The organism is Xaviernesmea rhizosphaerae (genome assembly GCF_001938945.1).
In the GTDB taxonomy this organism is placed as follows: Bacteria; Pseudomonadota; Alphaproteobacteria; order Rhizobiales; family Rhizobiaceae; genus Xaviernesmea; species Xaviernesmea rhizosphaerae.
In genome coordinates this window covers 1-14,618 of the sequence record NZ_MKIO01000018.1, presented here as the reverse complement: position 1 = coordinate 14,618, position 14,618 = coordinate 1, and the positions used below count along the sequence as shown (strand labels likewise).

Below are 14,618 nucleotides of genomic sequence, written 5' to 3'. Positions count from 1 at the left end.
TCGATTGGGGGCTCGGTTGTCTGAACAGTTTCGCGCGTTTCACTCAGTGGATTTCCGCCGCGATTATGCCACCGCCATCGGTGCCAGCGCGTTGAAGCAGACCTGTTGCGGCGTCTGCCAATCAACGAAGACCTTGCCCCGCCACGCACGCACCCTTGCCATTCACCGAGATGGCGGTCTCCGCCTTTTTCCGGCAGGGCGGTGAAGTCCATGGCGGTGCGCTGCGAGCCTCGATCCTTATTGAATATGTCGGATGCGGCCGGTAACCCACACTCCTGCTGTGACTGAAAGCTGGGGAACGATATTCTATCAAAAGGGTAGAATTAGAATGACCGGTCTTCCTACCGTCTCCCAAGCCCTCTAGAACGCTATTTCATTGTCCGATCCTCGAGAATTTTCCGCCATCGCGTGGAGGCCAGCCAGTTCATGTCTCGCTACGTCATCATCGGCGCTGGCGCTGTCGGCGCCAGCCTGGCGGCGCAATTCGCCTTGTCGGGCATTGATTATGTTCTCATTGGGCGGGGCGCGCAAATCGGCCATATCAAGGCGCATGGCCTGACGTTCCGCAGACCTCGCGGGGTGCGCCGGATCGACCTTTCGGCCTTCGATGTCACTGAGCCTGCGGAACTGCGACGGGACGACATTTTACTGCTGACGGTGAAATCCCAGGATGCCGCCGATGCGCTGGCCTTCTGGTCGTGGCGCAACGTCATCGATTCAGGCGCACCCGCAGCCCTGTCTTTGCCGGTCGTCACCTTCCAGAATGGTCTCGCCACGGAAGCGGCGGCGCTGCGGACCTTCGCCAGAGTCTATGGGGCGAGCATCCTGACGCCCGCGCGCTTTATCGAAACGGGCACAGTCACCGTTGCGGCAGAGCCGCAGCTCGGAATCGTGACCGTTGGACGCTTTCCGACCGGGAACGACGAGACGAGCGCGCGGATTGCCGCCGATCTCGCCAAGGCAGGTTACCTTGCGGAAACCACGAGCGATATTCGCCGATGGAAAGCGGCCAAGCTGCTCCACAATGTGCGCAACGTTCTGGAACTGTTCGATGGCCCGGCGCACCTGCGCGACGAGATCAGCGCAGCGATCGTCCAGGAAGCCACGCAGGTGCTTGAGGCTGCGGGATACAGCATCGCCTCCCCGTCGGAGCGCGGCATCGATATTTCCAACTGGCGCGTGGTCCCCGAGGGCGATGTCACGCACGGGCGGCAATCCACCTGGCAGAGCTTTACCAGAGGCGCATCGAGCGAAGTGGATTTTCTCAACGGCGAAGTCGTTCTTCTCGGCCGTCTTCACGGCGTCGCCACGCCTTATAACGAAGCCGTTCAGAGACTTGCCGGGGAGCTTGCCCAGAAAGGCGCGTTCACCGAGCCGCTTCGACTGGAGGCAATCCTCGCTTTGCCGGATGGAGAACAAAACGGTCTTCCCGCTGATCGCGCTGTGGCGACATGACGAGAGCAGCGGACCCGTTATTTCGACTTGCCTCTGATTTCGATTTGAAGCGTGACGCGGTGCCATGAGAGAAGCCATATCAGACCATATACTTGCCGCTGCCGGCAGCCTTTTTTATCGGGAAGGCATCCGGGCCGTCGGGATCGATCGCATCATCGAGGAAGCCAAGGTTGCCAAGGCAACGCTCTATCGGCATTTCCCCTCGAAGGAGCACCTCGTCGCTGCCTATCTGGAGGCGCGGCACGAGCGCGTCATTCAATCACTGCATGACGTCCTGTCTTCGGCTTCACCTCCCCGAGAGCAGATCAGATCGATCTTCGAGCGTCTCTACGAGAAGGCAGACAGCCCGGACTTCCGCGGCTGCGCCTTTGCCCTGGCCGTTGCCGAGCATGGGGATTCTGAAAAGGTCTCCGCCGCCGCCCGCACGCACAAGGCAATGGTCAGAGAGATTTTCACCACCGTTCTATCCAAGGCAGGCGCCACCGCGGGTCTTGCCGCCGCTCATCTGTCTCTGCTGTACGAGGGTGCCCTGGCGACGGTTGCGGTCGGGCGAGATCCTGGCGCGGTTCTCATCGCGCGCGACTGCGCTCTGTCCGTTTTCGATGCGGCATCGCCCCTCTGTCAATCCAATTGAAAGCAAGCCCATATGACGAAGACGATCGACTATTTCTTCAGCATCGGTTCGCCCTGGGCGTTCATCGGGCTGGAGGCCTTCGCCGCACTGGCGGCCCGGCAGGGCGCGGCCATACGCCCGCACGTCATTCCGTTGATCGAGGAAAATGGCGGCATCTATTCGCGCAACCGGCCCGAAGCGCGTCGCGCCTATTGGATAAAGGATCTGAAGCGCTGGGCCGCCTTGCGCGGCAAGGTGCTGAGCTTCGACAATCGTGCGAGCCTCTGCGATCCCGCACCGGCAGGCGCGCTCGTGGCGGCGGCGATAGAGGCCGGGCAGGATTGGCTCGCCTTGACGCTGGCGCTTCAGGAGGCGTTCTGGGTGCGCGGCGAAGATATCGGCAAGGCGGACATCCGCCGCGCGATTGCCGATGCCGCGGGCTTTGACGGCGCAGCCCTGGACGAGCGCGGCCAAAGCGAGGCGATCACGGCGTTTCGCACGGCAAGCTACGAGACGGCAAAGGCGGCCGGCGTCTTCGGCGTGCCGACCTATCGCTACGAGGATGAACTCTATTGGGGCCAGGACAGCCTGCCCTTTCTCGAGCGTCATCTCAAGGGGGAGCGGCTCGCCGCCTGACCCACAGACAAGAGGCGGCAGGCTGCGCTTCGCCTGCCGCATGACCGCGAATTTCTCCGCATGCCGCCTCCCGAAGACGCGCCGCGCGGCTCTCTCGGAAAGCACTCCATGGCTCCCCTCACCTCCGCCCTGACACACTCCCTCCAGAGCCTTTTTGGCGAGCGATACGCGACCTCCCTCGCCTTGCGAGAGCAGCACGGACGCGGAGAGGCGCACCACGCCGCAGCGATTCCTGATGCTGTGATCTTCGCGCAGACGACGGCGGAAGTCTCGCAGATCGTCCGGCTCTGCGCCGCCGAGAATGTGCCGGTCATCGCATTCGGCGCCGGCACCTCGCTGGAGGGACACCTGTCAGCCGTTCAGGGCGGTGTGTCCATCGACCTGTCGCGGATGTCGACGGTGACGCGCGTCAGCCCGCAAGACCTGGATTGCACGGTCGAGGCCGGGGTCACGCGCGAGCAGCTGAACACGCATCTGCGGGACATGGGCTTGTTTTTCCCCATCGATCCCGGTGCGAACGCGACGCTCGGCGGCATGGCCGCAACCCGCGCCTCGGGCACGAATGCGGTGCGCTACGGCACCATGCGGGAGAATGTGCTCGGCCTGACGGTTGTCCTCCCCAGCGGCCAGATCATCAAAACCGGCGGCCGGGCGCGAAAATCCTCGGCCGGCTACGATCTGACCCGCCTGTTCGTCGGCTCCGAAGGCACGCTTGGCATCATCACCGAAGTGACGTTGCGCCTGTATGGACTTCCGGAAATCATCTCGGCCGCGCTCTGCTCCTTTGAGAGCGTCGAACAGGCCGTCGCCGCGGCCATCCAGGTCGTTCAGCTGGGCATCCCCGTTGCCCGTATGGAGTTGATGGATCGGGGCCTGATCCGGGCCGTCAATGCCTATTCCGGATTGGAGCTGAAGATCGAGGACACGCTGGCCTTTGAATTTCACGGTTCTCCCGCAGGCGTGCAGGAGCAGGTCGAGATGGTCTCGGCCATTGTCGAGGAAAATGGCGGCAGGAACTTCGAATGGGCGAATGCACCGGAGGAGCGCAACCGCCTGTGGAAGGCCCGTCATAACGCGTTTTATGCGGTGGTTTCACAAAGGCCGAACGCCCGGGGATGGTCATCCGATGTCTGCGTGCCAGTCTCCAGGCTTGGCGATTGCATTCTGGAGACGCGCGCGCTCCTGAAAGATTGCAGCGTTCCAGCCGCGATCCTCGGCCATGTCGGCGACGGCAATTATCATGTGGTCTTCGCCGTCGATCCGAGCAATGCGGCAGAGCTGGCGGAGGTCGCCGCCATCAACAAGAAGATGGTTCGCTATGCGATATCGGTGGGTGGCACTTCCACCGGCGAGCATGGCGTGGGGACCGGCAAGATCGCCTATCTTCGCGAAGAGCACGGCGATGCCGTGGATCTGATGATGGCCATCAAGCAGGCGGTGGATCCCGCCGGCATCATGAACCCGGGAAAGATCCTGCCATGAGGACTGGAGCCCGGGCCTGAAAATCATACGCGGTACGATGCGCTAGAAGTCTGTTTTTGCGTCGGATTTTTCCGAAAGCCGATTGCAGCTTTTCGGTCAGATGCTTAAGCCTCAAATGTCCTCCCACGGCGAGGACTATGATGAAGTCCTTTAAATCCCACAGCTCCACCGAGGCGCGTTTTCCAGTCGCATGAACGACCGCGGATTGGAAACACAGGCAGATTGCCAGGGTCGAGGTCGAACGCTATCTGGCCGACCCACCCAAGCTCACCGTTTTCGAGGGCATGACGTTTGCGCCGCGCGGCGACGCTTGACCATTCGTCATCAAGGTCTTTCCCGACACGCGGATGTCGGCCCGCACGAGGGCTGAAACACCAATCCAACCCACGGCGGAAATCGCGGCAAATTAACCCACTAAAACTATAGAAAAAGAACAACCAGTCTTTCTATCGGCCGCTCACGCAGTAGACTGATGATGAGACAGACATCTCGCAGCAAGGGATTGCGTCATGATCGCATTATGTCGAAGCGGGCACGCTTCAGGGCCTGGCAAGCGCCGATAGGGCCATTCCGGCGGCACGAGCGCGCCGATCACCAAGGTGAAGGCATTTGACAGCTCGCCGTCTCAGACGGCGGGACCGGATGCCTGCGTGCGCCTCTCTGCTGCTCCTTCAAGCCAAAACAATCTCAAGAACTCCGTTTATCATTCAGGATCGCATTATGATCACACGTCTATCGGCCCTCTCCTTCTCCAGACGCACGCTGCTTCTTGCCGCTTCGATCGCAGTCTCGGGCGCCCTCTTCACGTCGACCGTTGTCCCCCTTCCGGTTCAGGCAGCCGATGGCTCGCGGGAGGGCGGCGAGATCACCTTCCTGATCGATTCCCTCGGCGATACCTGGATTCCCAACAACAGCGCCATATCCAGCTTCCAGGGCCACATCTGGGGCCATGTTGCGGACAAGCTCATTTACGTGGATGCCGACGGCAAAGTCAGTCCGTGGATTGCTGAAAAATGGGAGCAGAACGACACGGCCACCGAGTTCACGCTGCATCTGAAAAGCGGGGTGACCTTCTCCGACGGCGAGCCACTGGATGCGAAGGCGGTCGTTGCCAATCTGAACATCTGGTATGCAGGCCGAAAGAACGAAGGCATCAACCCGATCGGGCTCTTTCCCAAAACCTATGACCGCGCCGAGGCGATCGACGCCAGCACAGTCAAGGTCTTCTTCAAGAAGCCGACGCTCGGCTTCATTCCGACGCTCGGCTATCACGGCTCCATCCTCATCTCCCCCAAGACGATTGCCCAGCCCGCGAACGTGCAGGCCGATCTCGGCAAGACGTCCGGAAGCGGTCCCTATGTTGTGGAAAGCTGGAAGGAAGGCGACCACGTCACGCTGGTGAAACGCAAGGATTACAATTGGGGGCCGGCGGCCGTTGGACAGACGGGTCCGGCCCATCTCGACAGCATAACCTATAAGATCGTCTCCGAGCCCTCGCTCCGCGTGGCCTCCGTGCAATCCGGTCAGGCGGATGTGGCCTACAACGCCTCTCCCCAGGAGCTGAAATCGCTCAAGGAAGAGGGCTTCACCGTTGCCACGCCGCGCTATCTCGGCTTCGTCAATGGCTGGGCGGTGAACACGAAGCTGCCGCCCTATGACGATGTGAAAGTCCGCCAGGCCCTTCAAGCGGGCATCAATCGTCAGGAGATCATCGACACCGTCTATACCCCGGACTGGAAGCTCGCGACCTCCTTCATCCAGAGCAATGTTCCCGGAGCCACCGATCACAGCGATCTGCTCGCCTATAATCCGGAAAAGGCAGAGAAGCTGCTCGACGAAGCGGGCTGGGTGAAGGGGGCCGATGGCATCCGCGTCAAGGACGGCAAGCCTTTGGAGCTGGCGCTTCATTCCAATCCCTATCTCGCCACGTCGAAATCGGTCGATGAGTTGATCGCCCAGCAGCTGGGCAAGATTGGATGGAAGGTCACGATCCGCGCCTATGACGTCGTCACCTTCGGTGAGAAGGTCAAGTTCGGCGGTCCTGCGATCCCTGCTTACGAAGTCACGCGCAGCTTTATCGATGCGGGCACGGTCGCGAGCATCCTGACCAACGCCAACAATGGCGAGAACTGGTTTGCGCTGGACGAGCGCGACACCACGCTGAACGCGCTGCGCGACAAGATCGCCGGCGCCGGCACAGTGGAGGAGCGCAAGCCACTTCTGGATAATCTGCAGAAATACGTGCTGGACCAGGGCTATTTCATTCCACGCACCCAGATCGTTCAACGCATCTACGTGCAGTCTCCGAACCTCAAGGGCGAGGTCTATAACGGCGTGGCCTATGCCAGCTACTACACAGCCTATCTGGCAAAGTGACATGCCGAGCAGAAGCCCCCTCAAGGAGATGACGGCATGAGCAATGCCTACCTAACCTATGCCGGAAAACGGCTCGGCCAGGCGGTCATCGTCATCCTTCTGGCTTACATCTTCACCTTCGTGGTCGTCAGCATTCTGCCTGGCGACCCGATCACCAGCGTGCTGCGCAATCCGCAGAACGGCTTCAGCGAACAGGAGATTGCGGAGATCATCGCCGCGCAGGGGCTGGACCAGCCCGTCCTGGTGCAGCTCTGGCATTCGCTATCGGCCTTTCTGACGGGCGATCTCGGCATGTCGATGCGGTCCAACCGGCCCGTTGCGACACTGATCGCCGAGGTGCTGTCATCAACCTTGATCCTGGCAAGTTCGGGGCTTGCGGTCGCGCTCTTCCTGGCATTCACCGTCGCCTATGGGACGCAAGTCGTGCCGAAGAAATACGGACAAGGCCTGCTCCGCGCCTTCCCGTCGCTTTTCCTGTCGACACCGAACTTCGTGATCGGCCTCTTTCTGATCCACCTCTTCGGGTTTCAGCTGAGACTGTTCCGCGTCATCGAGCCGGACGGTTTCTGGGCGACCTTCTTTGCCGCCATCACCATCGGCATTCCCTTCTCGGCCCAGATTGCCGAGGTGCTGATCGCCAATCTCGACCACGAGGCCGAGCAGGATTACGCAGCTGTGGCGCGCAGCCGCGGCATCGCGCCGAGACGTCTTTTCGCCACCCATCTTCTGAAGCCTGCCGCACTTCCCGTGGTCACGGTCATCGCGCTGACGGTGGGCGAACTCCTCGGAAACTCCCTGATCACCGAGACGGTCTTCGGCCGCACCGGAATAGGCAGCCTGGTGCAGCGCTCCGTGAGCACGCAGGATCTGCCGGTGCTTCAGGCGATCGTGTCGCTCGGCGCCGTCATCTTCGTCCTGGTCAATCTTATCGCCGATCTTCTCTATCCGCTGCTCGACCCGCGGGTGAAGATCGTCGTGGGCCGGAAACGCCGGCACGCGGCCGCCGATGACGCAGCGCTTGGACTGGAAGCAGGAGCAAAGCCATGAGCCTCGTCTCCGAGAACATCCCCGGTTTGAGCCCGCTGGAAAAGCTCAGATCCCTGAACATCACGCCCACGGTCGCGCTGTCCTTTCTGGTCATCGCCATCGTCATTGCCTGGTCGCTCGCGCCACAGCTCTTTTCCGGTCACAGCCCTGTCAACGGCGTGCCGGCCGACAAGCTGTCGGCGCCGAGCCTGGAGCACTGGTTCGGTACGGATCATCTGGGACGCGACCTCTATACCCGCGTCGTTTATGGTGCCGCATCGTCGGTCTCCAGCGCACTCGTGGCTGTCGTCATCGGTGTGGTCATCGGCGGGTTGATCGGTCTGCTATCAGGATTTTTCGGCGGCTGGGTGGATGTCGTTTTCGCCCGCTTTGTCGATGTCCTGCTGGCGATCCCGAAATTTCTGCTTGCGGTGATCGTGGTCACGGCGCTTGGCTTCGAGACGATCAACGCCGCCATCGCGACCGGCATTTCGACCATCGCGTTTTTCGCCCGTGTCGCCCGCTCCGAAGTCATCAAGACGCGCCGCGCGACCTTCGTCGAGGCGTCGTTTCTGCTGGGGGGCTCGCGTGGGTTCATCCTGCTCCGCCACGTCCTTCCCAATGCGTCGCGGTCGATGCTGCCGCTGGCCGTGCTGCAATTCGGCGAGTCCATCCTCGTCATCGCAGGCCTGGCCTTCCTCGGCTATGGCGACCCGCCTCCCTCCTCCGACTGGGGCCTGCTGATTTCGATCGGCAAGGACTACCTCAAATGGCCCTGGCTCGTTTATGCGCCCGCGCTCGTCACGATCGTCACCGTCCTCTCTGTCAACAGGATCAGCCGATGGCTTCGCAAATCGCACTGAACACAGCGCCTCCCCGGACCGACTTCAAGGGCCCTGCGCTCGTACAGGCCAGGCCGCTTCTGAAAGTCAGGAACCTCTCCATCTCCTATGGCCGGCAGCAGGTCGTCCATGATGTCGGCTTCGACATTGGCCATGGCGAGAGCCTCGCACTGATCGGCGAATCCGGCTCCGGCAAATCGACCATAGCCAAAGCCGTGCTGCGGCTGCTGCCGAATGGCGCGACGGCATCCGGTCAGGTCGTCTTCGACGAGCAGGATATCCTGAGCCTTTCCGAGCGGCGTTTCAGACCGCTTCGCGGCCGGGACATCGGCTTCGTCCCGCAGGATCCGGGCAACGCTCTCAATCCCGTCCGCACCATCGGTTCGCAGGCGCTGGAGGCCGCGGCCTTGACCGACGAGCGCCATCCGGCGGCGCGAAAAGCCCTCATTCTCGAAACCTTTGCCAAGGTCGGCCTCGACAACCCGCAGCGCGTCTATGAGTCCTACCCTCACCAGCTGTCCGGCGGGATGCTGCAACGCGTTCTGATCGCGCTCGCCATTCTGCCGCGACCCTCGCTGCTGGTGGCGGACGAGCCGACCTCGGCGCTCGACGTGACCATTCAAAAGCGCATTCTGGAGCTGCTTTCCCGGCTGCAGGAAGAGCTGGATATCAGTCTGCTGCTCATCACCCATGATCTCGCCATTGCGGGGGAGCGGGCCGGAAGCCTGGTCGTGCTCAAAGGCGGGGTCGTCCAGGAAGCCGGACGAACCTCCGCGGTCTTTTCGTCTCCCACCTCGCCTTATGCCCGAAAGCTCCACGCCGACGTGCCCGCGCTCAATCCGGATCGATACGCCAAGCTTCGCGATCCCGGATTCGCGCGTCTGGCCGATGACAGACAAGCGAAAATCTCGGTCGAAGGCGTGACCAAGCGCTTTTCCGTCGATGGCAAGGTTCTGACGGCGGTCGATGACCTTTCCTTCTCGGTTGCCGCCGGCACCACGCACGCCCTCGTCGGAGAGTCCGGCTCGGGCAAGACCACGACGATCCGCCTGCTCTTAGCCCTTGAGGAGCCGGAATCCGGCTCGATCCGCGTTTCCCACGACACGGTGACCAGCCCGGGCGTTTCCTCGCTGCGCTCCGTCTGGCGGCATCTCCAGCTGGTCTATCAAAACCCCTTCACCTCCCTCGACCCCTCCTGGAAGGTCGAGCAGCTCATTCGCGAGCCGCTTGACCGTTTCAGGATCGGCTCGGCAGCCGAGCGGTCCGCCGCGGTGCAGGAAGCGCTGGCAAATGTCGGCTTGAGCGCGGATTTGCTGCAGCGCAAGCCGTCCGCGCTGTCGGGCGGGCAGCGCCAGCGCGTGGCGATCGCGCGGGCGCTCGTTCTCAAGCCGGATGTCATCGTGCTGGATGAACCCACATCGGCTCTCGATGTCAGCGTTCAGGCGGATATTGTCGAGGTGTTGTTGTCACTGCAGGCAAAACTTGGACTGACCTACGTCTTCGTCTCTCACGATCTCGCCCTCGTCCGGCAGCTTGCACATACCGTCTCCGTCATGCAGCGCGGACGCATCGTGGAGCATGGGACAGTCCACGAGATCTTCGGCAAACCGAAACACGACTATACCCTGTCTCTGCTGAGCTCGATCCCGTCAGTCAGAGGCGAAAAGGTCAGCGCCCCGGCGGTGCGACGCGTGGCACAGAAGGAGCTTGCGCTGTGAACATCGCGGCCCCTTCCCCCAACCTCTCGACCGCTTTTCGGCCGAAGCAGCGGCTCGGCTTCAACACGCGTGTCTCGTTCAACGATGATGACGGTCCGGCAGAGGGACTGCGCCAGGGCATAGACTTGTTCAGGCAGGCGGAAAGGCTGGGCTATCAATCGGGCTGGGCCTATCAGCGTCACTTCGATCACTACCTCTCCTCTCCCCTGCCATTCTTTGCGGCGGCCGGTCAGCACACGCGGCGCATCACGCTTGGTTCCGCCGTCATCCCGATGCGCTATCAGGATCCCATCCTGCTCGCCGAGGCGGCCGGGACGACGGATCTTCTGATCGGCGGCCGGCTGGAGCTTGCGCTGTCGACAGGCGCAAACAGTGCCTTCGACGCCGTCTTCGGCGCGGTTGAAACGGATGCGCGAACGGAGGGAAAGCGGCGCCAGGCGCGCTTCCTCTCCGCCATCGCCGGAGATGTTCTGCATAGGGTGACCGAACAGGACAAAGAGGCGCCGACAGGCGAGAGCCTGCGCGTCACGCCGCACAGCCCGGGCTTGCGGAGCCGTATCCGGCAGGGATCCGCCAGCACCGAATCCGCCATCCAGGCCGCCGAGCTTGGGATCGGCCTGATTTCCGGAACAGTGCTTCACGATCAGGCCGAGGGTGAGACCTTCGGTCAGTACCAGGCGCGGATCATCGACATCTATCGCACCCACTGGCTTCGCATCTGGAACACGACGCCGCCGCCGGTCGCCGTTGCCGCGTCCATTCTCGTCGGCACCACTGCGGAGTTGCGCACTGTCTATGCGGCCTACGACCTCGAGCGCCGCACCGCCGGAATTGCCGCCTCACGCCCGAAAGGCGCGCTGGCGCCTGCCGCCACGCCAGCCGGAGCGATCATCTCGCCCGTCTTTCAGGGGGAACCGGACGACGTGCTGGACGCGGTCCTGAACGATCCGGGGCTCGCGGCGGCAGACGAGCTGGTGCTGTTTCTTCCTCCCGCCTTCGGACTGTCCGAGAACCTGAGACTGCTCTCGGATTTTGCGACCACCGTGGCCCCATCGCTTGGATGGCGGCCTGCTTCGGACGAGGACGGGTCGAAGCAGCCGGCCTTATGAGGTTTCAGAGCATCGGATCGAAAGGGCGGAACCGATTTTCGCAAAAGTCCGATGCAAAACAACAGGCTGGAACACCGGAGCGAGGATTGTTGCCCGTTCGGTGTTCTGGAAGCGCCATGGCGGCCTGGCATGATTTTCTACAATTTCTATAGAAATAGAAAGACCTGTCTTCCTTGCCCGCGGCCATGCCTCTAGCCTCAAGACAGGATCGAAAGAGAGATCAAGGAGTTTCCGATGACAGCCGAATTCATCAGCGTCAGCTTTCCCAATGCGTCGAATGACCTGAATCCCATTCCCGATGCCCCTGTCGATCCATTGTTTCTGCAACGCTATGCCCGTGCGCTGGATGATTACGGTTTCAACTATACGCTGATCCCCTATGCGTCCTCGTCATTCGACCCTTTCACCTTGGGGGCGACGGTGCTGGCGCATACCAAGCAGATCAAGATCATCGTCGCGCTCAGGCCGAACACGGTTTATCCGACCGTCGCGGCAAAATCGCTGGCGACGCTCGATCAGCTGAGCGGCGGACGCGTCGTGGTCCACTTCATTGCCGGCGGCAGCGACGATGAGCAGGCGCGAGAGGGTGATTTCCTCAACAAGGAGGAACGTTACGAGCGCCAGGAAGAATATATCCGCATTCTTCGCCTGGCATGGTCTTCGACCGAGCCCTTCGATTTCGACGGAAAATACTATCAGTTCAAGCAGTTCCGCAGCGCTGTGCGCCCGACCAAAGGCCTGATCCCGATCTCGCTTGGCGGCTCTTCAGACGCTGCCTATCGCATCGGCGGTTCGCTCTGCGATATTTTCGGCCTCTGGGGTGAGCCGCTCAAGGAGACCAAGGAGCAGATCGACCGTATCTATGCCGAAGCGGCAAAGGCAGGCCGGCCGGATCGGCCGCGCATCTGGGTGACCTTCCGCCCAATCGTTGCCCAAACCGACGATCTGGCCTGGGAGAAGGCGCATCGGGTGCTCGACCAGCTGAATGCAAACCGTCAGAAGGGCCTGTCCCGTGCGCCCCTCAATGCGGCAGCACCCGCCAATGTCGGTTCCCAGCGGCTTCTCGATATTGCGAAGCGTGGCGATGTTCACGACCGCGCACTCTGGTACCCGACGGTGACCGCGACGAATGCAAGCGGCGCGACGACGGCACTCGTCGGATCGCCCCGCACCATTGCCGACTCCATCCTCGACTATATCGATCTCGGTTGCGACCTGATCTCGATCCGAGGCTATGACAATTTCAACGACGCTGTCGATTACGGTCGCTACGTGCTGCCGCTCGTGCGCGAGGGCATCCGTGAACGCGAAGAGGCGAAGAACAAGGCCGCAGCCTGATCCTCACAGGCTGGTCTTCAAGCCGGACAGTCTCTCGGTCGGAAAAGACAAAGAGACTGCTCCGCCATCAGGAAGGTCGCAACCGCATGTCCTATGATCCCACTGCCCTTGAAGCCGCTGTCCGCATCGTTGCGGAGGCTGCGCCAGAGGCGGATCAGACCGGTCAATTTCCCTGGGCCGGCATTCGCGCCGTTCACAAGGCCGGTCTTCTCGAAAGCACCGTTGCGACCCGCTATGGCGGCCCGGGCGGAACACTGAGCACGGCCGGCCATATTCTCGCAGCGCTCGGGCGCGGAGATCCGTCGGTCGCGCTCATCAGCGCCATGACGATCTTCAATCACCTGGGCCAGGCCACCAAAGGACACTGGCCGGAGGATCTCTATCGGGACCTTCTCTCACAGGCTCGGACCCGGCCGCTGCTTTTGAACGCGGCGCGCGTGGAGCCGGAGCTGGGTTCGCCCGCTCGCGGTGGCCTGCCGTCGACGCGCGCGCGGCGCACCGCAAACGGCTGGGCGCTTTCGGGTCGCAAGCGGTTCGTCACCGGAGCGCATGGCCTGACGCATTTCCTGGTCTGGGCGCATACGGATGAAGTCCTGTCGCGCGTGGGCACCTTCGTCGTTCCAAACGGTTTGCCGGGCATTACCGTGATCGAGAACTGGAAGAGCCTCGGCATGCGGGCGACAGGGTCGCATGACGTGGAGTTCACGGATGTCGAGATCCCCACTGAGCATGTGCTGGAACTGGTCGACCCCTCTGTCGCCCAGCAGGACAATCGCGGCCATGCGGCCATCACCCTTGCCCTGACGGCGCTCTACCTCGGTGTCGCAGAAGCGGCGCAAGAGAGGTTCATCCGCTTTGCTCATGAACGGGTGCCCGGAAATCTCGGCCGTCCCGTCGCCGAAACAGACCGTTTCGTCGCGCTGTCTGGCGAAATCGATCTGCTTGTGTCCGGTGCGCGACAGATCATTTTCGGGGCGCTCGACGGTGACTTGCGCGATGCGGAGCGGGTGATCCGGGCAAGGCTTCTTGCGGGACGGCAGATCCGCGAGGCCGTCCAGATTGCCGTGCGGGGCATCGGCAATCCCGGCCTCAACGCCGATCTGGGCCTTGAGCGCCATTTCCGCGACGTGCAGTCCGTCCTCGTGCATGCGCCGCAGGAAGATACGTCCGTGGCCATTCTCGGTCGCGCAGCCTTCGAGCGATGGAACAGGACGGAAAGCGAAGCGGCGCAGACCCCCAGTCGCGCCATTCGCAAGACCGCCTGAAGCGCCAATCGCCCGATCGACACGCCCAAGAGGAAAGCTTCGGCATTCGCCCGCGACCACAATTGTCCCCCGGCCATACCGGTCGGGGCTCTTGTATCGCTGCGGCTGCAGCGGCTTTGCCGGCGAAAGTCCTTCAGGCACGGAACCGGAGCGACTGGTTCCTCGCCAGGATTTCGGCGTCTGGGATGCCCTTCGCATCACGACGCGCGCCATCTCGCTCCTGACCGGCACAGCTTTTCATCGCAAGAGCTCGCGGCAGAAGGATCACGCCGCAGGAGCGCCGGAAAATAGAATATTGAATCTCTAAGGCCGAAGCGGACAGGCGGGTGATCGCGCTGCTGGCGCAGGTCTGCCTTTCGCAGCCGGAACTGCGGGCCCGGCAATATCCGCATGAACTGTCGGCGGCATGAAGCAGCGTGTGCTGATCGCCATCGCCATCGCCCTCAAACCCGCCCTCATCATCGCCGACGAACCGACCTCGGCGCTCGACGTGACCGTGCAGCGGCGCATCCTCGACCTGATCGATCAGCTGCGGCGCCAAGACGGGACATCGCTTCTTCTGGTAACCCACGATCTCGGCGTGGCGGCCGACCGTTCGGACCGGCTGGTGGTGCTGCAGAACGGCCGCATTCTGACGGACTCTACCAAATTCTGGAGGAAGTTCAGGGGCTCAGGTCAAGATCGCCGAACTGGGGGCGCAGTTCAATGCGGAGAACACCGAAACGCATCGGCTTTTTTCCGGCATCCCAAACGCAAAA

Annotated in this window: 11 protein-coding genes and 1 pseudogene; all 12 read left to right on the top strand. The window is 62.1% G+C overall.

Going from position 1 to position 14,618, the window contains the following annotated elements; all coding sequences use genetic code 11:
- Positions 1–426: 426 nt before the first annotated feature.
- Positions 427–1,455 carry a ketopantoate reductase family protein gene (locus BJF92_RS01635; protein WP_075633033.1) on the top strand — a complete coding sequence of 343 codons (1,029 nt, stop codon included), beginning with the start codon at positions 427–429 and terminating at the stop codon, positions 1,453–1,455.
- Between the two features lie 64 nt (positions 1,456–1,519).
- Positions 1,520–2,089: a TetR/AcrR family transcriptional regulator gene (locus BJF92_RS01630; RefSeq protein WP_075633032.1), complete on the top strand. Its 570-nt coding sequence runs from the start codon at positions 1,520–1,522 to the stop codon at positions 2,087–2,089.
- 12 nt (positions 2,090–2,101) lie between these two features.
- Entirely contained in the window at positions 2,102–2,704 is a 603-nt protein-coding gene (locus BJF92_RS01625; protein ID WP_075633031.1) for a DsbA family protein, read from the top strand.
- 108 nt (positions 2,705–2,812) lie between these two features.
- Positions 2,813–4,186: an FAD-binding oxidoreductase gene (locus BJF92_RS01620; protein WP_075633030.1), complete on the top strand. Its 1,374-nt coding sequence runs from the start codon at positions 2,813–2,815 to the stop codon at positions 4,184–4,186.
- A gap of 720 nt (positions 4,187–4,906) precedes the next feature.
- Entirely contained in the window at positions 4,907–6,562 is a 1,656-nt protein-coding gene (locus BJF92_RS01615) for an ABC transporter substrate-binding protein (protein WP_075633029.1), read from the top strand.
- 36 nt (positions 6,563–6,598) lie between these two features.
- Positions 6,599–7,609 (top strand): ABC transporter permease, encoded by a 1,011-nt coding sequence (locus tag BJF92_RS01610; protein ID WP_075633028.1) that lies wholly within the window; start codon positions 6,599–6,601, stop codon positions 7,607–7,609.
- A complete protein-coding gene (locus BJF92_RS01605) occupies positions 7,606–8,451 on the top strand; it encodes an ABC transporter permease (RefSeq protein WP_075633027.1) in 846 nt (281 codons plus the stop codon). Before BJF92_RS01610 ends, BJF92_RS01605 begins: the two co-directional genes overlap by 4 nt.
- Positions 8,430–10,148 (top strand): dipeptide ABC transporter ATP-binding protein, encoded by a 1,719-nt coding sequence (locus BJF92_RS01600; RefSeq protein WP_075633026.1) that lies wholly within the window; start codon positions 8,430–8,432, stop codon positions 10,146–10,148. Before BJF92_RS01605 ends, BJF92_RS01600 begins: the two co-directional genes overlap by 22 nt.
- Positions 10,145–11,257 (top strand): LLM class flavin-dependent oxidoreductase, encoded by a 1,113-nt coding sequence (locus BJF92_RS01595; RefSeq protein ID WP_075633025.1) that lies wholly within the window; start codon positions 10,145–10,147, stop codon positions 11,255–11,257. Before BJF92_RS01600 ends, BJF92_RS01595 begins: the two co-directional genes overlap by 4 nt.
- A gap of 234 nt (positions 11,258–11,491) precedes the next feature.
- Positions 11,492–12,595 carry an LLM class flavin-dependent oxidoreductase gene (locus BJF92_RS01590; RefSeq protein ID WP_075633024.1) on the top strand — a complete coding sequence of 368 codons (1,104 nt, stop codon included), beginning with the start codon at positions 11,492–11,494 and terminating at the stop codon, positions 12,593–12,595.
- Positions 12,596–12,681: 86 nt separating this feature from the next.
- The gene (locus BJF92_RS01585; RefSeq protein ID WP_075633023.1) at positions 12,682–13,860 is read left to right on the top strand and encodes an acyl-CoA dehydrogenase family protein; all 1,179 of its coding nucleotides are present in this window, start codon (positions 12,682–12,684) and stop codon (positions 13,858–13,860) included.
- A gap of 323 nt (positions 13,861–14,183) precedes the next feature.
- Positions 14,184–14,491: pseudogene (locus BJF92_RS01580) on the top strand (ATP-binding cassette domain-containing protein); the annotation flags it as partial.
- Positions 14,492–14,618: the final 127 nt, after the last annotated feature.

Excerpts from the sequence above, each read along its gene's own strand:
- BJF92_RS01625 (WP_075633031.1), top strand. The coding sequence starts at position 2,102 with ATGACGAAGACGATCGACTATTTCTTCAGCATCGGTTCGCCCTGGGCG.
- BJF92_RS01615 (WP_075633029.1), top strand. The coding sequence starts at position 4,907 with ATGATCACACGTCTATCGGCCCTCTCCTTCTCCAGACGCACGCTGCTT.
- BJF92_RS01585 (WP_075633023.1), top strand. The coding sequence starts at position 12,682 with ATGTCCTATGATCCCACTGCCCTTGAAGCCGCTGTCCGCATCGTTGCG.
- BJF92_RS01630 (WP_075633032.1), top strand. The coding sequence starts at position 1,520 with ATGAGAGAAGCCATATCAGACCATATACTTGCCGCTGCCGGCAGCCTT.
- BJF92_RS01590 (WP_075633024.1), top strand. The coding sequence starts at position 11,492 with ATGACAGCCGAATTCATCAGCGTCAGCTTTCCCAATGCGTCGAATGAC.
- BJF92_RS01600 (WP_075633026.1), top strand. The coding sequence starts at position 8,430 with ATGGCTTCGCAAATCGCACTGAACACAGCGCCTCCCCGGACCGACTTC.
- BJF92_RS01610 (WP_075633028.1), top strand. The coding sequence starts at position 6,599 with ATGAGCAATGCCTACCTAACCTATGCCGGAAAACGGCTCGGCCAGGCG.
- BJF92_RS01605 (WP_075633027.1), top strand. The coding sequence starts at position 7,606 with ATGAGCCTCGTCTCCGAGAACATCCCCGGTTTGAGCCCGCTGGAAAAG.
- BJF92_RS01635 (WP_075633033.1), top strand. The coding sequence starts at position 427 with ATGTCTCGCTACGTCATCATCGGCGCTGGCGCTGTCGGCGCCAGCCTG.
- BJF92_RS01620 (WP_075633030.1), top strand. The coding sequence starts at position 2,813 with ATGGCTCCCCTCACCTCCGCCCTGACACACTCCCTCCAGAGCCTTTTT.